15 protein-coding genes and 1 tRNA gene are annotated in these 19,655 nt (G+C 34.9%); 6 read left to right on the plus strand and 10 right to left on the minus strand.

The features are described 5' to 3' along the window. Positions 1–47 precede the first annotated feature (47 nt). The gene (locus PWU04_RS10920) at positions 48–1,016 is read left to right on the plus strand and encodes a DUF6371 domain-containing protein (RefSeq protein WP_274476140.1); all 969 of its coding nucleotides are present in this window, start codon (positions 48–50) and stop codon (positions 1,014–1,016) included. A gap of 261 nt (positions 1,017–1,277) precedes the next feature. Here PWU04_RS10920 and PWU04_RS10925 read toward each other — a convergent pair whose 3' ends face one another. After that, entirely contained in the window at positions 1,278–1,979 is a 702-nt protein-coding gene (locus PWU04_RS10925; protein ID WP_274476141.1) for a toll/interleukin-1 receptor domain-containing protein, read from the minus strand. Positions 1,980–2,162: 183 nt separating this feature from the next. After that, positions 2,163–2,600 carry a hypothetical protein gene (locus PWU04_RS10930; RefSeq protein WP_274476142.1) on the minus strand — a complete coding sequence of 146 codons (438 nt, stop codon included), beginning with the start codon at positions 2,598–2,600 and terminating at the stop codon, positions 2,163–2,165. A 325-nt stretch (positions 2,601–2,925) separates the two neighbouring features. Between PWU04_RS10930 and PWU04_RS10935 the strand changes: the two genes are divergently transcribed. Next, complete coding sequence (locus tag PWU04_RS10935) at positions 2,926–3,216, plus strand: helix-turn-helix domain-containing protein (RefSeq protein WP_274476143.1); 291 nt, start codon at positions 2,926–2,928, stop codon at positions 3,214–3,216. A gap of 10 nt (positions 3,217–3,226) precedes the next feature. Here PWU04_RS10935 and PWU04_RS10940 read toward each other — a convergent pair whose 3' ends face one another. Together PWU04_RS10940 and PWU04_RS10945 are read right to left on the minus strand one after the other, a co-directional pair. Then, positions 3,227–3,559, minus strand: coding sequence for a helix-turn-helix domain-containing protein (locus PWU04_RS10940; protein ID WP_274476144.1), 333 nt, complete (start codon positions 3,557–3,559; stop codon positions 3,227–3,229). A gap of 243 nt (positions 3,560–3,802) precedes the next feature. Beyond that, a tRNA-Ser gene (locus tag PWU04_RS10945) sits at positions 3,803–3,887 on the minus strand. Positions 3,888–4,119: 232 nt separating this feature from the next. Here PWU04_RS10945 and PWU04_RS10950 point away from each other — a divergent pair. After that, on the plus strand, positions 4,120–4,758 hold the full coding sequence (locus PWU04_RS10950) for an NAD(P)H-dependent oxidoreductase (RefSeq protein WP_274476236.1): 639 nt from the start codon (positions 4,120–4,122) through the stop codon (positions 4,756–4,758). Positions 4,759–4,853: 95 nt separating this feature from the next. Then, positions 4,854–6,047: a DegT/DnrJ/EryC1/StrS family aminotransferase gene (locus PWU04_RS10955; RefSeq protein WP_274476145.1), complete on the plus strand. Its 1,194-nt coding sequence runs from the start codon at positions 4,854–4,856 to the stop codon at positions 6,045–6,047. Positions 6,048–6,120: 73 nt separating this feature from the next. Here PWU04_RS10955 and ribB read toward each other — a convergent pair whose 3' ends face one another. The 6 genes from ribB to tpx all read right to left on the minus strand — a co-directional run bounded on the left by ribB (position 6,121) and on the right by tpx (position 13,394). Continuing rightward, on the minus strand, positions 6,121–7,278 hold the full coding sequence (gene ribB, locus PWU04_RS10960) for a 3,4-dihydroxy-2-butanone-4-phosphate synthase (protein ID WP_274476146.1): 1,158 nt from the start codon (positions 7,276–7,278) through the stop codon (positions 6,121–6,123). A 16-nt stretch (positions 7,279–7,294) separates the two neighbouring features. Continuing rightward, entirely contained in the window at positions 7,295–9,343 is a 2,049-nt protein-coding gene (locus PWU04_RS10965) for an LptF/LptG family permease (protein ID WP_274476147.1), read from the minus strand. Positions 9,344–9,353: 10 nt separating this feature from the next. After that, positions 9,354–9,995 (minus strand): LolA family protein, encoded by a 642-nt coding sequence (locus PWU04_RS10970; protein WP_274476148.1) that lies wholly within the window; start codon positions 9,993–9,995, stop codon positions 9,354–9,356. 13 nt (positions 9,996–10,008) lie between these two features. Next, the gene (locus PWU04_RS10975) at positions 10,009–12,447 is read right to left on the minus strand and encodes an FtsK/SpoIIIE family DNA translocase (protein ID WP_274476149.1); all 2,439 of its coding nucleotides are present in this window, start codon (positions 12,445–12,447) and stop codon (positions 10,009–10,011) included. A 63-nt stretch (positions 12,448–12,510) separates the two neighbouring features. After that, entirely contained in the window at positions 12,511–12,879 is a 369-nt protein-coding gene (locus PWU04_RS10980; RefSeq protein WP_274476150.1) for a diacylglycerol kinase, read from the minus strand. Between the two features lie 14 nt (positions 12,880–12,893). Continuing rightward, positions 12,894–13,394 carry a thiol peroxidase gene (gene tpx, locus PWU04_RS10985; protein WP_274476151.1) on the minus strand — a complete coding sequence of 167 codons (501 nt, stop codon included), beginning with the start codon at positions 13,392–13,394 and terminating at the stop codon, positions 12,894–12,896. Between the two features lie 284 nt (positions 13,395–13,678). On the opposite strand from tpx, the gene PWU04_RS10990 reads away from it, so the two are divergent. After that, positions 13,679–16,447 carry an FG-GAP-like repeat-containing protein gene (locus PWU04_RS10990; protein WP_274476152.1) on the plus strand — a complete coding sequence of 923 codons (2,769 nt, stop codon included), beginning with the start codon at positions 13,679–13,681 and terminating at the stop codon, positions 16,445–16,447. 243 nt (positions 16,448–16,690) lie between these two features. After that, entirely contained in the window at positions 16,691–19,522 is a 2,832-nt protein-coding gene (locus PWU04_RS10995) for a T9SS type A sorting domain-containing protein (RefSeq protein ID WP_274476153.1), read from the plus strand. Positions 19,523–19,655: the final 133 nt, after the last annotated feature.

Consider the following 19,655-nt stretch of genomic DNA (forward strand, 5'->3'; position numbering starts at 1 on the left):
TTGTTTTAGCGTTGGGTTGTGAGTTGCATGTTGCTAATTGCAGCATTATGTTAGAAAAAATAGACCAGAAATATACCTTCGCTACTAGGAGAGACAAAAGCTTAATCACTCCTTGCTGTAACAAAAAAAATACGGACTACAAATTTGTAAACTATGAAGGATATCCAACGCATTATGGGTATTGTCATTCTTGTGGTGTGGCAACATTGCCTTCAACCCTATATAGAGATGAATTGAATAACAAATACACATGGAACGAAGTAACCAAATCATTTGATCCTGTTGTATTACAGTTGTATGACAATAACAAACAAATGTGTAATACAACGCGTAGTACAAACTCAGTTAGAGATGAGAAAATAGTTAAATATGTTGATTTTAAGGTTGTTGAAATGTGTTACAGTAAACAACCAGAAAACAATTTATTAAAGTATTTAAGGAAAAAAAACGGAAATGTGCCAACTGAAAGAGTAAAGAAAATGTATTACATAGGTACGAATAAAGACTTAGGAACTGTCTTTTGGAATATCAATAGTTCAAGAAAAGTTCAAAAAGCAAAGATTTCGTATTACACCAAAGAGGGAAGACGTACAAAATATTTTAAGGTACCATACAAAAATAAGGAAGGTTATTACAGTTGCTTGTTTGGAGAGCATTTAATTAACCAAAAAGGAAACGATAAGAAGCCAATAGTATTAGTTGAAAGTGAAAAAACAGCGATAGTTTGCTCAATTCACTTACCTAAGTACCTTTGGTTAGCATATGGGGGAAGCAATGGTCTTACTACTAATAAAATAGAAGTATTAGAGGGGCGTAATATTATACTTGTTCCAGACATGAGTGAAAATGCAGTAACAATTATTAAGAAAAAGGTGAAAGTTTTTAAAGACTTAGGAATTGATGCTCAAATTTGGGATATGACTGAAGGTATGAGTGATGACCAATTAAAGCAGGAGGGGTGGTATAATTGTGATTTGGAGGATGTGATTAGAAATTATCTTCTAAAACGGAATTAAGGATTTTGTTACTTAAACTAATAGCTTTCTATAAAGGGAATAGCTAGCGGTGGGGAGAGGCTTTTCTAGTTATCATAAATAAATTAATAATAATATACACGTCCTAATTGTTAGTTCAGGGTTAGCTGTAAACTAAGGTAGGTGGAATCACCGACTTTCATGTTTGTTGTTATGTTAGCAGGATGCAGAGTAGCAAATGCTATCAAACACTTTTATCTGGAGTCTATTTCAGCTAATTCTAATAACCTAAACTTGGTATACTTAACTTAATATTTCTTCTGGAGTAACAAGTTCCGCTAATTTGTCTGCCACCTCAGACATAGAATCTTCTATTGTACTCAATCCACTTCGTGAACCTAGTAATGGACTTACTTCACGTAAAGCTTCAAAAGTTGTGTTGTGTACAATTGGAACAAGTAAGTCACGAGCTAATAATGCAGAAAGTTCTTTGTCAGCTATTCCTTCATTTTTAATGCGATTCAGGAATAAAGGAGTTACTAGTACGATACCAACTCGAGACTTAACCAATCCTTTGTCGATTTCCCTGAGTAATGAAGAACCTAATAAAACATCCTTTTCACTAAACCATACAGAAACACCTCTAGATTCTAACAAATCGTGTAGATCTTTAGCGGAACCTTTACGGTCGTCCCAAGCGTGACAAAGAAAAACATCTCTTAAATCAGGTAAATCCGTACGCTTCTCAATATTTTCACGTACAGGTGTTAAAGTACGAATTTCTGATGGTGTATATAATACTGTTGATCCTAATGAAGACCAACTCGCTTTTCTTTTAGTGCTTCCATTACTACTATTGCTTCTTGAACTGTATGATGATGAAGAGTAAGGTGAAATATACGTAGAGTAAGAATTATACCCTCGGTATCTGCCTCCACATGCAGGGCAGTTTGCTCTTCCACTTGCAGTACGATGACCATTAGTAGGTGCTGTACATCTTGCCATATTTTTAAATAATTAAGATTTTAATAATCTCTAATTTATAGAAATATTCAAATTCAAATTTATTTGATCCTAACTACTTTTTAACTAAGTTGTTAACATGGGTTTAAGATGGTTGAAGATGAGGATTTATGTGTGACCTTGTGATTTAAGCATAAAGGAAGCAATTGGTCAAATTTAAAGGAACTATACACGGCCAACTTTCTCTTTTTCATATTTATTTGCAAATAGCTTTAGAGATTCTTTAAGTTTGTTTATTCTTAAAATCGTATCTGGATTAGATTTTAACGGGAATCCTTTTCTTAAAGAAGAAACTAAATCAGAAATATTTTGGGAGTTGACGTTAATGTGATTTCCTGTAGAAAATTTAACAATTCCTTTATTTGTTCTGCCAGTATTCACATTCCTATTTGTTGGCTCCAAAATTGAAAATCCATTTTCGTAAAATCCATCTAGTATTTCTTCTTCTTTAAAATCAAATGTTTCATGAAGATGTAATTTACATGCTCTATTTATTATTTCAGTTAAATTTAAGATAGTGTTTTTATTATGTCTTCGATTTGTCTTTGCTTTCTCAAAAAATGTTTGAATAAAATCCAGAAGAATATCTTGTTTGTTAGTCATTTAGAATATTTGTTTTAATGTTGTTAAGTTAAATTACGCTTGAATTGTTTTTATGGTATAAAGATTTTGAGGCTTTTTGCAGTTGGCATAAAATCAATGATTAACAACAATTGAGTTTAGCCTAAATTTATAGTTGTTAATCTATACTTTGGCGAGGGTAATTAGCTGTTTATTAAGCGCATAGTTTTCTTAATGAAATTGTTTTAAGCAAATACAAAGTTTAGACAATATTCATGAAACACCAAGCAATAGGAGAGGTTATTTTTTTTGAAATACATGGTTCTTACTCCATTTGTATCTTTCAGGAAACATAAAATAAATATCTATGAAAACTAAAACAATTGAAATTACGGAAATATCAGTTGATGAATTAGCTGATAAAGTTGCTGATAGGCTGATGGAAAAAATCAAACACTATCTTGATGACTTGAAGTCCAATGAAAGTGATGTGTTTTTAACAAGGCAGGAAACAGCTGATTTCTTAAGAATAGATAGCTCTACACTATGGAATTGGACCAACAAAGGTAAAGTGAAGTGCTACGGCATTGGTGCTCGAAGGTATTACAATAAAAAAGAGCTTATTGACACTTTAAAGGATAACGAATTGTTGCGTTAGTGTTAGTTGCTTATCTAAGCGGATTCTTTAATATATATTCATTTGCTTTCTGCTCAATTTCTGTCATAGTTAGAACTTTGCCGTCTCTAAGCCATTCATTAATGTCTCCCTTGTCAAAATAGAGACGTTTCCCGCGTTTGAAATGAGGTATTTTTCGCTTGTTAACCATTCCATATATTGTGGATTTTGACAAGGTCAAATAGCTAGCTAATTGTTCAATATTCATAATGTTTGATAGAGTAGTATAGTTTTCACTGTTACCGTCAATTTTATTATTGAGGTCTTTCAGTAATTTTTCAATTCGGTCTAAACGTTCATTAATCAATTCGAATGGGTTTTCCATTTTACTTAAATTTATTATTGACTATAAAGTTATAAAACGTAATGTTGAATTAATGGAGTAGAGTTGCGGAATATGTTTTTTCGATACTGAAAGGCAGGGATTTTTAATTTTTGCTAAATTATTGAGATCAAAAATAAGTTTTTAGAGCAGAAAATATTCTCAATAGCTAATCAAAGAACTGTCAACTCAACTGTCAACTCAAAAAGAAAAACCCTGTATATCAACGATATACAGGGTTTTGAGCGGAGAAAGAGGGATTCGAACCCCCGGAGGTGTGACCCTCAACAGTTTTCAAGACTGCCGCATTCGACCACTCTGCCATTTCTCCTTTGCGGTTGCAAATATAGAACGCTTTTTCATTTCTTTCAAACAAAAATGAAGTTTTTTTGAATTAATTTAGGCTTTATTTCGAAGTGAGTTTGTAAGGTTTTGATATGTAGTTTCTTATATATTGAAGTTTTTGAAGAAAAAAATCTTGCGGGATCGAATTATTTTCAAAAATCAGCATTTACAGAACTGAAATGCTATTTTTGCGACAAACTAAGTATATAAATATGGCCATAAATATTATAGAAAGTTTAAAATGGAGGTATGCCACCAAAAAGTTTGATGCCAATAGAAAATTGCAGCCTCAAAAATTAGAGATTCTTTTAGAGGCATTCAATTTAACAGCTACCTCATACGGGTTACAACCTATAAAGTTGGCTGTTGTTGAGAATAAGAACTTGCAGGAACAAATGGTTGAGTATGCCATGAACCAGAAACAAGTTGCACAGGCGTCACATGTATTGGTAATTTGCATTGAATATTCTATAGATAAGGAATATGTTGAAACCTACTTTAATCGTGTTAAGGCAATTAGAAATACTCCAGATTCCATTTTAGATCCCTTCAAGTCGTTTTTGGTTGAGGACTTTGAGAATAAACCAGGCGAGATTATTAAAATATGGGCCAAAAACCAAGCCTATTTAGCTTTGGGTAATTTACTAACCGTATGTGCGGTAGAAGGAATAGATGCATGTCCTATGGAAGGGTTTAGTCCCAGTGCTATTGACGACATGTTAGGTCTCAAAGAAAAGGGACTACATTCCGTGTTGTTATTGCCGGTTGGGTATCGTGCAAATGATGACATGTTTTCAGAACTTAAAAAGGTAAGGAAACCACTAAAGGATTCCATTATATATTATAACAAGCAGTAGTTTTTTTAAGGAAAGTAGTAAGTAATAATGAGAGGCGCTGGATTTGTTCCAGCCCTTTTTTATTGTAGTTTTGAACGAATTTAAAATTAAATGGAATGCCTGGATTTGAACTTTTTGGAGACGCCGAGCGTCAGCAAGTAAACGATGTTTTAGAAAGCGGAATACTAATGCGTTATGGTTTTGATGGCCTTCGAAATGGTCATTGGAAAGCTAAGTCACTGGAAACTGAATTACAGAACAAATTACAGGTAAAGCATGCGCAATTGGTATCAAGTGGTACTGCTGCAATTAGTGTAGCATTGGCAGTTGCAGGTATAGGAGCAGGAGACGAAGTGATTATGCCGACATTTACTTTTGTGGCAAGTTTTGAAGCGGTTATGATGTTGGGAGCAATTCCTGTGCTAGTAGATATAGACGAAACACTTACTGTAGACCCTAAAGCAGTTCGCGAGGCTATAACCCCTAAAACTAAAGCTATTATGCCTGTACATATGTGCGGTAGTATGGCCGATTTAGGCGCTCTTAAATCTATTTGTGAGGAATTTAACCTTGTAATGATTGAGGATGCCTGTCAGGCCATTGGCGGAACCTATAAAGGAAAACCTCTTGGTGGAATAGGGGATTTAGGTTGTTTTTCATTTGATTTTGTTAAAACCATTACCTGTGGTGAAGGTGGCGCTGTTGTTACTAATAATGCTGATTACGCATTAAAATCAGACTATTTTAGCGATCATGGTCATGATCATATAGGGAACGATAGGGGGGCAGAAAAGCACCCATTTTTGGGATACAATTTCAGGATCTCAGAATTACACGCTGCTGTGGGGTTAGCTCAGGTTGAACGCATTGATGACTTTATAGCCATTCAGAAAAAATATTATAGTATTATTAAGGAAGCATTATCAGAATTAGAAGGGGTGGTGTTTAGAACTGTTCCTGAGGGTGGTGAAGAGAATTATGGGTTTTTGAGCTTTTTTCTTTCTGATTTGGAAACCAGCAGAAAAGCCATGGAAATTTTTAGAGAAAATGGAATAGACGGATGCTTTCATTATTATGATAATAACTGGCACTATATTAGAAAATGGGAACATTTAAAAGAGCTTAAAACGCTCTATCCAGTGCCAGTAGAAGTAAAAGATGGAATGAAGTACCTGGAAACCAAAACTTTTGAACAATCTGATGCTTTAATAGCAAGAAATATCTCTTGTTTAATAAAACTCTCTTGGACAGAAGAAGAAGTAAGGAAACGCGCCCAAAAAATGGCAGAGGCTTTAAAAACAATCCTCTAAAAGCAATAGAATAAATATAAAAGAAAAGAGCTTCCATTTGGAAGCTCTTTTTGTATACGTTATGTTGTGAGACTTAATAATTCACATATTCCATAATTTCCAACCCGTAACCAATCATACCAACACGTTTGGTCTGTTCACTATTGGAAAGTAGCTTCAATTTATGGATATTCAAATCATGAAGAATTTGAGCGCCAATACCAAAATCTTTAGCATCCATTTGTATTCTTGGTGCTTTAACGATTGTATTAGGTTTTTGGGTTTCCTTCAAAGATTTTAAGCGTTTAATGATATTTGTAGCTTGCGATTCTTGATTGATAAAGATAATAGCGCCTTTACCTTCATCATTAATCACTTTGAACATATCATCTAGTTTCTGATCGGCATTATTGGTTAAGGTCCCGAGAATATCGTTATTAACTAATGTCGAGTTTACTCTGGTAAGAACCGGTTCGTTTTCCATCCATTGCCCTTTAGTTAGCGCTAAGTGAACCTGATGGTTTGTTGTTTGTTCGTAGGCTCTTAATCGGAAATTTCCAAATCTCGTTTCAATATCGAAATCTTCCTTCTTCTCGATTAAAGAATCGTGCTGCATTCTGTATGCTACTAAATCTTCGATAGATACGATTTTAAGATCAAAGCGTTTGGCTACTTCAACTAATTGAGGCAAACGAGCCATTGTTCCATCTTCGTTCATAATCTCCACAATTACACCTGCTGGTGGTAAGCCGGCAAGTCTTGCAAAATCTATAGCAGCTTCGGTGTGCCCAGTTCTTCTTAAAACGCCACCCTGCTTGGCAACTAAAGGAAATATATGTCCTGGTCTAGCTAATTCAAATGGTTTAGTAGTGGGGTCTATAAGAGCTTTTATTGTTTTGGCTCTATCGGATGCAGAAATACCCGTAGTAACACCACTGCCTTTAAGGTCTACAGAAACAGTAAAAGCAGTTTCCATGGGGTCGGTATTATTGTTTACCATCATCCCTAATTCAAGTTCTCTACAACGTTTTTCGGTAAGTGGAGCACAAATCAATCCGCGTCCGTGAGTAGCCATAAAGTTAATCATTTGTGGTGTCACCTTAGAAGCTGCTGCTAAAAAGTCGCCTTCATTTTCGCGGTTTTCGTCGTCAACAACAATAATTACTTTACCATTTCTAATATCATCAATGGCTTCCTGTATGGTGTTGAGTTTAATCTCTATATTGTTTGAGGTCTGCGTTTCTGTAATCATAGTGCAAAGATATTGCTTATTTTAAACATTGAAGGCATTTTTCTTCCAACGCCTCTTTCACCTTATTGTTTCTAATTATGTAGGTTACTATAAATAATGGAAACCCCAGTATACGTGAAAAAATACCAGGTGTAGAATCTAATTTACCTATGTAATTGAAAAATTTCGCTTGTTTGATTGCTGACTTTACGTAATAAAAAGTATAAAGTATTGCGAACAAAATACTCAACCGAATGGAGCCTATTGCAAAATCTGGTAGTTTATTGTTTTCAAAAACAAAATATAGGGCAAACAGTACTATAGTTACAATGTAAAAAATCATAGCATAGTTGTTCAAGGTGTTGAAATTTTTCTGTTTCTTCTTAGTTATATAATAATCATTACTAATGTTTATGCCTTCAGATTCTAGTTTGTCATTAGTCATACCACGCTTTTGTAGTATTTCAAGTGCAGCAAATTTTGCTTTTCCAGAGAATTCCTTCTCATCAGTAGATTTTAAAACAGCAATTAACTTTTTATTATTAAAGCCTTTAAAATAACCAAAGTCATCATTGTTCCCGTCAGATTCTGAAGGTTTAAAGAATTTAAACAACTTTTTGAGAGGAGCAAAATAGTTGCCCATTTCAAACAAGCCTTTATCGGCAGTGGCACGCTTTGTAAAGTATACGCCTAGTGGTAGCATAATTAGAGTAGAGAACCAACTGGCCAAAATTGGATTAAGACTCCCGTCTTCTGCACTGTTTTTTGCAAAAATACCAATGAAATGATAGGTAAGGAATAGCAATATAGCAATAACCATAGGTAAACCAATTCCTCCTTTTCTAATTAAAGCGCCCAGTGGTGCACCAACAAAGAATAAAATAATACAAGCAAAACCTAGGGCCAATTTTTCATGATAAGCTATAATGTGTTTGTTTAGGTTTTTGAACTGCTGCTTCATTTTTTTCTTTTTGGTATCCAAAATCCTATTGCTGCTTTTTGTAGTGGTTTTTGCTAGATCTATTAGTTGTAAGCTTTCTTTGGTGTTAAAAATATCAAGAATATCTCCAGAAAAAGGTTCTATTACAACATTGGTTTTTGCTTTTTCCTTTTCCTTGATTTTTTTCTTTTTTGGTTTTAATCCTTCAATTTTATTTACCTTTTTTTCTGAATTGTCAGTAGAAGCTAATCCAGTGCGGTTGTAAATTATTTGGTTAATATCTTTGTATTCATTGTTATGGACCTTAATCAATGAATCGATTGTAACATCCAAATCATAGATGTTTAGCATGTCGTATTTATCCGAAACGTTTTTTTCATCAAGGTCAACCTCGTTCATTTGAGATAAATCTACATTGATGGTATATTCTTTAAATGCACTTTTAGTGAAAGGGTGACGCAACCTGTCCTTTGGTTTTTTAGGAGGTGTATCGTCATAGTAGTATCCATCGCTAAGTATAAGCTGAAGGATATCGGAGTCCTCACGACCAACAAGTTCCCCTTTTTTAGAGACGATAATTATATGATTGCCTTTACCTTTATCTGCTTTTTTATGAATAATAACATCACTTAGATATTGCCCTCGGTCACCGCTTTTATCACCTACTTTTATGTTAAAATTCTCACCAATATCATTAAACTGCCCTTCGGCAATAACCATTGCAGGCTTTAACTTTGCAATGTTTTTCCTCAGGTTGTAAGAGTTGTATTCTGCCCATGGAATAACATTATTGGCAAAGAAAAACGTAAGAATGGCTAAGCCTGTAATAAAAACAGTAAGGCCAGACATAGCTCTTCTTAATGAAATCCCAGTCGATTTCATAGCTGCAAACTCGTAATTTTCCGCAAAACTTCCGAAAACCATGATAGACGCCAACAAAATTGTAAGAGGGAGTACTAACGGTATTAATTTTGGAGCGAAGTACAGTAAAAATTTGAAAACTACAGTTAAATCAAGATCTTTACCGGCAAGCTCTTTGATATAAAGCCAAATAGTCTGTAATACAAAAATCAGCATGAGAATTACAAACACGCTGATAAAAGTTCTTAAATAGGTCGTTAGTATGTAACGGTCTAGTATTTTCACAAAACGGTACTTAATCTAATTTGTTGATGTAATAATCCTTGTATTTGGCCTGGTCAAAAGTAAATAAGGTTTTCGATAATGGCTCGTTTGTTTTAAAAGAATTAACAGTAAGTGTTGTTTTTGTTCCGTTTTGACCAACTTCAATTAGATTGTAAATATGCTTTGTTTGCGGGTCTATCCCTAAAAGAATGTATTTGATTTCTGAGTCAGAATCAATAGGGATTAATTTAACGTATTGAATTTTACGCCCTTTCACGTTTTGTTCAATGTCCATGCTGTAATTGTATCCATCTTCGTAGAATGATAGCATTTTGCTTGGGGACACGCTATTTTCATCACTGCCATTTTCATGGGAAATAGTTACTTCTTCATCTTCAGGATTGATAGAGTATAGGGTTTTACCATCAAAAATTCGAGTAATCCCAAGAATATTCAGTTTGTATTTATTGCCTTCAAGAACAACATCACCTCGGGTCTCTTGGTGAATGTTTTCGGCTTCGTTATTTAAGGCATATTTAAAATCTATGGAAATGTTATTGTAGCTTTTTACTTTTTGAGATACCTCATTTAAAAGCTTTTTCGCACTGGCATCATTTTGGGCCAATAAAGGGAGGTTAACCAATAATGTAAATAGTACGATAATTTTTTTCATCTGTAGGGTGTATTTAGTTTTCTTCATTTTCTAATAATTGATCTAATGCAACTAGATCTGGTACCAGTACCTGTCTAGCTTTACTGCCTTCAAAAGGGCCTACAATTCCTGCTGCTTCAAGCTGATCTATAAGTCTTCCGGCTCTATTGTATCCTAATTTTAATTTGCGCTGCAATAATGATGCAGAACCTTGCTGTGCAGTAACTATTACTTCTGCAGCTTCGCGAAACATTTTATCACGATCGGAAATAGCAACATCAAGACTTGTGCCACTTTCTTCACCAACGTACTCTGGCAGTAGGTGAGCATCTGGATATGCTTTTTGTGAACCAATGAACTCGGTTATTTTTTCTACTTCAGGTGTATCAACAAAAGCACATTGAATACGAATCATATCGTTTCCTTGTGTGTACAGTAAATCTCCTCGACCAATAAGTTGATCTGCCCCAGCACCATCCAAAATAGTTCTGGAATCTATTTTAGAAGTTACCCTAAAGGCTATACGAGCAGGGAAGTTGGCTTTAATAATACCGGTAATTACGTTAACCGATGGACGCTGAGTGGCAATAATTAAGTGTATACCGATGGCACGTGCCAATTGGGCCAAACGTGCGATAGGAGTTTCCACCTCTTTACCAGCTGTCATGATAAGGTCTGCAAACTCATCAACTACCAATACTATATAAGGAAGGAATTTATGCCCATCATTTGGGTTCAGTTTACGTGCCTTAAACTTTTCATTATACTCCTTTATGTTACGACACATCGCATTTTTGAGGATTTCATAGCGATTGTCCATTTCTATACATAAGGAATTCAAGGTGTTGATAACCTTGGTGTTATCGGTAATAATAGCTTCTTCGCTATCAGGCAGTTTTGCTAGATAATGACGTTCAATTTTATTGAACAAGGTCAATTCTACCTTTTTAGGGTCAACCAAAACAAACTTAACCTCGGCTGGGTGCTTTTTGTATAGTAATGAAGTTAATATAGCATTAAGTCCAACAGATTTACCTTGACCAGTAGCTCCTGCCATTAATAAGTGAGGCATTTTAGCTAAATCGACAACAAAGGTTTCGTTACTGATGGTTTTACCTAAGGCAATTGGAAGTTGCATTTCTGCCTTTTGGAATTTCTGCGAAGCAATCACAGATCGCATAGATACCACTGTTGAGCTCTTATTTGGTACTTCAATACCAATAGTTCCTTTACCTGGTATTGGAGCAATAATACGAATTCCCAATGCAGATAGTGAAAGTGCAATATCGTCCTCTAAATTCTTGATTTTAGAAATACGGATACCAGCTTCTGGTACAATTTCATATAAAGTAACTGTTGGTCCAATAGTTGCCTTTATACTGGCAATTCCAATCTTATAGTTACTAAGGGTTTCAACAATACGGTTTTTATTTTCTTCAAGTTCTGCCTGATTGATTGTAATGCCCTCTGAATCGTATTTTTGAAGAAGGTCTAAAGGCGGAAACTGATAGTTGCTCAATTCGAGAGTTGGGTCGAATTGCCCAAAATCCTCAACCAGTTTATTTGCCAGGTTATCGGTTTCCGATAGCTCTTCGGCAGTTTCTTCTACTTCTATGGTTACCTCAAGCTCTTCTTCTGCTTCTTTTTCTTCATCAAGGGTGGCAACTTCCAAATCATTGCTTTCTGGTTCAGGAGCTGTTACTTCAAAGTGGTTTATTGTATTGGTGTGTGCTTTTCCGTTTGCGGGCTCTTTTTCAGTAATTATATCTTCATTTATATCGAAGGCAGATTTAAAATCTTCTGCTTCCTCACTTAAATTATTGTCAACAACAGGATTTGGCTGTGCCGATTTAGCATCTTCAAACTCTTGCTTAATGTCTTTTTTAGCACGTTTAAAAAGCGATATAAAACTTTGGGCTGTAAGTTTGAACCTCAACGCCAAATAAACAATCAAACCAAAAACAAGTAGGAGTAAAGTACCAAGCGTTCCGAGGTAATCCTGAAGAAACAAGTTCATCTCAAAACCTACAATACCACCAAGAATGCCATACGAATTTCCAAAGAACCCCATTAAGATGGAAAACCAAATAACTATTAGTGTTCCCCAGAACCAATGTCTTCGTAATTTTTCCTTGGTTACATTTAAAAGCACATAAACGCCCGATAAAAATGTAAGTCCTGCAAAAATGAAAGATGCAATACCAAAACCATGGTAAATGAAGACTTCACCTAACCAGGCACCAACTTTACTTAACCAATTTTGGCTTTTAACGTCTCTGGAAGCAAATTCACTTAATGTGCTTTGGTCTATATGACCCGTAAAAAAATACGAAACGAAAGACAGGGCAAAGACCAACCCTAAGATAATAAGAAAGCTACCAAGGATCAGCTTTTGCTGACTTGTCAACTCTTTTTTAAAGATGTTTTTTCGGGGCTTTTTTTGTGTTTTAGTCTTCGTTTTTGTTTTGGCCATTCGGGGGATGTTGATTTGAGCAAAAATACAAATTACAAACGTTTCTCCTAATAGGTATCGTATCTAAAATAACTTGGGATAATAAATAATGAAACCTACTACAATAGCGGTCACGGCTGCTATAAAAACAGCACCTGCCGAGATGTCTTTAATAAATCCAATTTTACTGTGTTTTTGTGGATGAACAAAGTCTGATAGTTTTTCTACGGTAGTATTAAGGCCCTCAATGGCCATTACCAATCCTATGGCAAGGCATTGTAGGGCCCATTCTGTTGCGGATAAATTCCAATAAAACCCTGCAAGGGTCATTATAATTGCGATTACGAACTGGATCTGGATACTTGCTTCTGTTTTTACCAAAAGAAATGCACCCTTAAAGGCAAAACCTATGCTTTTAATTCTGTTTATTAGGAATCCTTCCCGCTGTTCCATAAATAAAACAAGCTTTATTTAAGGGCGTTTAATGCTGCCTGATAGTTTGGCTCATCAACGGTTTCTGCCACTTGTTCCGTATAAACTACGTTTCCGCTTTTATCTATTACTACCACAGATCTGGATAGCAATGTATCTAATGGTCCGTCAGTAAACGTAACGCCATAAGCTTTTCCAAAGTTGCCATCTTTAAAGTCTGACAGACTTGAAACATTTTCAATGCCTTCGGCACCACAAAAGCGTGAATGGGCGAACGGAAGGTCGCAGGAAATGCACAGCACTTTCGTATCGTTTAAAGAAGCGGCTTCTTTGTTAAACTCTCTAACCGATTGTGCACAAGTACCTGTATCCACACTCGGGAAAATATTTAATATGATGTTGTTGCCTTGAAAATCCTTTAAGGTTTTTGTTGAAAGGTCTGTGTCTGTTAGTTTAAAATCTGGAGCTTTCTCTCCAACTTTAGGGAGAGTTCCAAGCGTGTGTATTTCGTTTCCTTTTAAAGTAACTGTTGCCATAATAGTGTTTTTTGTTAATGATTTTAAAAGTAATAATTATTTGGGGTTTTTAAATCCAGTACTGGTTTTAATTTGGTTATTGTTATTCAGTTTTAATTTAATACGCCATTATGGTTTAAAAGAAGTTGTTTAAGTTGCAGATTATTAATGACTAAAGTTCTATTGTGTTTCTTTTTTATCGTAATTTTAGTTGCTTGGAAATAGTTTTAAGCTTTTCCCCCTTTCACGATTCAATAGCAAATTATTTAATCATACCATTGCTTAGTGGTTTAAATTGATGTTATATGAATGCTAATGTTACCTCTCAAAGTATTTTTTTTCTGCTCTTAATTGGTCCATTATTATCGCTTTCCCAAAACTTAAATTTCAAGAATGTGCCCCCAAATGTTGAACATGGTAGGGTTTATGAGTTTGAAAAATGGCCCGGTGCTATAAGGGTATTTATGGATTATGATAACGATGGTGATGAAGATGTTATTCTTAGTTACCCCGGCATTAATTTCTATGACGATGATAGGAGAATACTAGTATTTGAAAATGATGGTTCTGGTAATTTTACTTTGACGAGTAATGATAGTGTTTTTAGTGGCTATTATGTATCAAGATTGTATCCCATAGATATGGACTCTGACGGTGATACAGATTTAATAAAATCCTATACAATAGATTTTGAAGCAAATTCTCGTGCTAACAAAATTTACACTAATAATGACGGGGATTTTTCCATATCAGGTATGCCAGTTAGTGGTAATTCTTCATGGACTGGGAATCCCGATGGATTTTTATTGGGGGACGTTAATGGGGATGGTTATATGGATTTGTTTCTATCTAGAATAGAACCAGCCACAAATATGGAGTGTAATCATATTCATCGTCTTAAATTGTATTTGAATGCTGAATCTGGATTTTCTATAAATCAGTCAACTACAATAGCTAGCAGTGATTGTGGTGTAAGTTTTGCCTCTGCTAGTGGGTTAGGGGATATTGACGGGGATAATGATCTGGATTTGTTTGTTACTTTGGGGTATAACAATACTGCGGTTTATAAAAATGATGGTTTAGGTAATTTTACGATATTTTCAGAAAATCAATTGCCAGGGGCTAATAATGTTAGAATTGATTTCGCTGATATAGATAACGATTTGGATATGGATTTGTATAATCCAGCAAACCATGCATTGTATTTAAATGATGGTGTTGGAAATTTTAGTCTTCACCTCAATTTATCTGGAAATTTTTCACCTTCAACGCCTATGGGAAAGTTTATGGATATGAACGGAGATGGTAATATGGATTTGGCCCTTGATGATAACATTTTTTTTTACGATGGCACCGGTACTTTTTCGCAAACCCCTGTTCCCGGTATTAATAATCATTACAGACACGGACAAGGTACGATTTACTCGGATGTTGATAATGATTCGGATATCGATTTTGTGGATATAAATAATGATTTACACCTTAACGATGGAAACGGGCAATTTCAGAAGGCCTATAGCCAGGTGTTTGAAGGTGACGTAAAGGCTACTGGCGATATAGACAATGATGGCGATTTGGATGTAATAAGTTCTGGATATAATGATGCATATCAAGTTGTTCTATATTTATATAAAAATGAAGGCAATAATAGTTTTGTAAAGGAAACCAATGTTCCTTTTGAGAACGATATAGATACTGAAGCAGTCTTTGGGGATATCGACAATGATGGAGACCTGGATCTTTACCTGTCAAATTCTGTAATTAAATGGTACTTGAATAATGGATTGGGGCAATTTACCAGTATGGGGGCTCCGCCCTTTGGAACATATTCCAACAGTATCCCGACTTTTAAGGATATTGATAACGATGGGGATGACGATGTATTATTCAAGGGGGGTGTTGTGTTTCTAAATCAGGGTGGCGGGAGTTTTATAAAGGACGATACAGTGGCTTTCAGTGGAATAGCCGGTGACTTCAAAGTTGAAGATTTTGATGGAGATAACGATTTGGATGTACTAATAGGTATAACTCAGCAAGTAATGAGGTATTTTACTAACGACGGCACAGGTACTTTTGCGGAAACCCATCAAATTAATGTCGAACTTTCTTACGGTGATAGAATTTTAGATATAGCCGATGTTGATGGAGATGGTGATTTAGATATTATGCTACGTGAAAATTCAGGTTATTCAGGTTTAAAATTATATAAATTTTCGAAGGATTCAGGCTTTTCGCTAGCGACGAATTATTTTCCAGGTGTAGATGTTTATTTTACTGGAGAAGTTAACTTTTTTCGTTTCGCTGACTTTGACAATGATTTTGATCAAGATCTAATAATAGCATATAAGGGACCAGCATGGGCGTATCATAATTCTTTTATATCAGATGTTTATCTTAACAATGGGACGGGAAGTTTCTCAAAGTCATCTCTTAATCAATTTGAATGGAGTGAGTTTATTTATGTAGAGGATTTTGATGGTGATTGTGATACCGATATTTTTATTTCAGGAAAGAGGAATACCAGTTCCAGCTCCAGAAAGTCATATCTATATTCTAATGAAACACCTCATGAGGTTGAGTATCCATGCATTACCCGGGATATTACCATAGAGCTTAATGAGTTTGGAATAGCTCAAATATCGCCCATTGATGTAGTTGCTAATCGTACAGCTTCAACTTGTAAGGTGAGTTCCATGGAAGTGGTTCCCTCAGAGTTTACCACCGATGACCTTGGCCCTAATACGGTTAGCTTGAAGATTATACATGAGAGTGGAAATGAAAGTGTTTGTGAGGCTATCGTTAGAGTTGAAGATGGTAGGTTAGAAAATACCGTTGTTTATCCCAATCCCGCAAGCAATGGTGTTAATATTCAACTTCCTATAAAGTATTCCGAAAATGATATTCAAATTAAACTATTTGATGTAAATGGGCGAATTACTTTAGAAGAGGAGATTAGTGTTCAAGGCAAGGAAGTTTACCTGAAACTGGATCACTTAACCGACGGACTGTATTTTATTGAAATAAATGATGTTTCTTCAGGAGAAAAGATTACTAAAAAAATCATTAAATATTGATTTATAGATTGTTGGTAATACCATTTACTAGATGTTCCATTTTTCCTATAGGCTTACCGTATTATCCGTTTTTTGTTGGTGTTTACAGAATTAAATCTTTTTTTGTGCCTCCTTTTAGTAATTTAACATGCTGATTAAAATTAAGGGAGTTCTAATTCAATTTTCCCAGCGATTTTCCCCTTTCCCGATACAATAGCAAATTATTTAATCATACCGCTGCTTAGTGGTTTAAATTGATGTTATATGAATGCTATTGTTACCTCTCAACGTATTTTTTTCCTACTATTCATTGTTCCTGTTTTATCCCTATCCCAAAACTTAAAATTTAAAAATGTACCTCCAAATGTAGAAAATGGGCGTGCCTATGAGTTTGAGGAATGGTCTAGTGGTGGCGGAGTATTTATCGATTATGATAATGACGGGGATAAAGACTATATATTTTCAGAACCTCCCTATTATTTTTTTAGTAGCGATTTAAATACAACACCATTATTCGAGAATGATGGTCTTGGTAATTTTTCGTTAGTAAATTTAAGCTTCTTGGGGCCTGGTATTGATGGGGATTATCATGCAATAGATGTTGATTCAGATGGTGACTCCGATCTTATAGAAGCCGGTATCATTAACTATCCAAACAATTATTTTTTTCGAATAAAACTGAATAACAATAATAATTTTACCACCTCTTTAAGTTTAAGCTCATCTGATCCTTTTGAAAGATTTTTAATGGGAGATGTCGATGGGGATAATGATATTGATTTATTTATTTCTAATTGGTGGTCTAGTTCGGGTCAATATGAAAATAGGTTGTATTTGAATACGGGAAATGGAAGTTTTCAATATTTAAATAGCTTGATAGATAATAGCCAGGGATATGCAAAGCTTAACGGGTTAGAAGATATTGACGGGGATAATGATTTGGATTTGATTATCTCTGAAAGCAATTATTCTGTAGTCTATAAAAATGACGGTTTAGGTAATTTTTCGATTTTTTCTGAGAATCAATTTCCAGGAGCTTATAATGCTAAAATTGATTTCGCTGATATAGATAATGATTTAGATATGGATATTTATTACTCAGGGGATAACTCTATATATTTAAACGATGGAGATGGTAATTTTTCTGTTATACCTGATATTTTTACAAGTGGAGAGGGAAGGTTTATGGATATGAACGGGGATGGTAATATGGATCTGGCACTTAACGGCAACGTTTATTTCAATAATGGATCAGGAGTTTTTTCGCAAAGTTCTGTTCCTGGTATTTCTGACACGACATTATACTCAGATGTTGATAATGATGCTGATATAGATTTTGTTGATCAAAATGGAGACTTACATCTTAACGATGGTAACGGGCAATTTCAGAAAGCCTATAGCCAGGTGTTTGAAGGAGTTGTTCAAGCCACAGGAGATATAGATAATGATGGAGATTTGGATGTGATAAGCTCGGGATATAATAATTCATCTCAAGTGGTACTTTACTTATACAAAAATGAAGGAAACAATGATTTTGTAAAGCAAACTAATGTTCCTTTTGAGAGTAATATCAATACTAAAGCAGCTTTTGGAGATATAGATAATGACGGTGATATTGATCTTTTCCTATCCACATCAGGTTCTAAATGGTATTTAAATGATGGTTACGGTCAATTTTCTATCATGGATTCCCCTCCATTTGGCAGTTATTCTGATAGTTTTCCAACTTTTAACGATGTTGATGGTGATGGTTTTAAGGATGTACTTTTTGAAGGAGGGATATTATACCTTGCTCAGGGTGATGGTAGTTTTGAACAAAACGATATCGTTGCATTTTCTGGAATATCAGGTAGTTTTATAATAGAAGATTTTGATACAGATGATGATTTGGATGTGCTAATTGGGATCAATCAACAAATAATTAAATATTTTGAAAATGATGGTAGCGGGACATTTACGGAAACATTTCAAATTAATATTGGGAGTTCAGAAACAACTAGGGCAATTGATATAGCTGATGTAGATGGAGATAACGATTTAGATGTAGTATTATCGGTAAATTCAGATTTAAAATTTTATGAATTTTCGGTTGAATCAGGTTTTTCATTGAGTGCAAATACTCTCCCGATTCTTGAAGGTAATTATAGTTACGGAATTAACGATATACGCTTTGCTGACTTTGATAATGATTTTGATCAAGATGTTATAGTAGCATATAACAGGTCAGAGGGACCTGCTCAAAGGTATGTGTCAAATGTTTATTTAAACAACGGAGAAGGAAGTTTTAATAGCTCATCTCTTTTCCAATTTGGATGGAGTCAGTATATTTATGTTGACGATTTTGATGGCGATTGTGACTCGGACATTTTTATTTCTGGTTTAAAAAGGAACAACTACACGAATTCTAGGAAGTCATATCTATACTCTAATCAAACGCCTAATCCTATCAATACCTTTTACGCCGATACCGATGGAGATGGTTCTGGAGACCCTAGCAATATGACTCAAGCTTGTGAACAACCCTTTGGTTATGTAACAATGGCAACCGATTGTAACGATGCAAATGCCGATGATTTTGGGTTTTCATGTGCTACTCAAGATATAACCATTCAGCTTAATGATGCTGGTATGGCTCAAATAACAGTCATGGATGTAGTTGCAGATCAGACAGCTTCAAGCTGTAATGTAAGTTCCATGGAAGTGGTTCCCTCAGAGTTTACTACAGATGACTTTGGTCCTAATACGGTTAGTTTGAAAGTTACGGACGTGAATGGAAATGAAAGTGTTTGTGAGGCTACCGTTATAGTTGATGATGGAACGTTGGCGGTCTCGGGGATAGATATAGAAAATACTGTGATTTATCCAAATCCCGCTAACACCGGTGTTAATATTCAACTTCCTATAAGCTATTCCGTAAATGATATTCAAATCAAACTATTTGATGTAAATGGGCGAATTACTTCAGAAGAGGAGTTTAATGGCCAGGGTAAGGCAATTTACCTGAAACTGGATCACTTAACCGACGGACTGTATTTTATTGAAATAAATGATGTTTCCTCAGGAAATAAGGTCACAAAGAAAGTTGTTAAGTATTGATATATTCGCTGTTAAAAAAGAGAATCAATAAGTGTTTTATTTTTCTTATAGACTTTTCGGATGGTCCATTTTTTATAGGTATTTACAGAATTAAATCTCTTTTTGTTTATCCTTTTAGTAATTTCACAATCTG

It is taken from the genome of Mangrovimonas aestuarii (assembly GCF_028767185.1).
Lineage (GTDB): Bacteria > Bacteroidota > Bacteroidia > Flavobacteriales > Flavobacteriaceae > Mangrovimonas_B > Mangrovimonas_B aestuarii.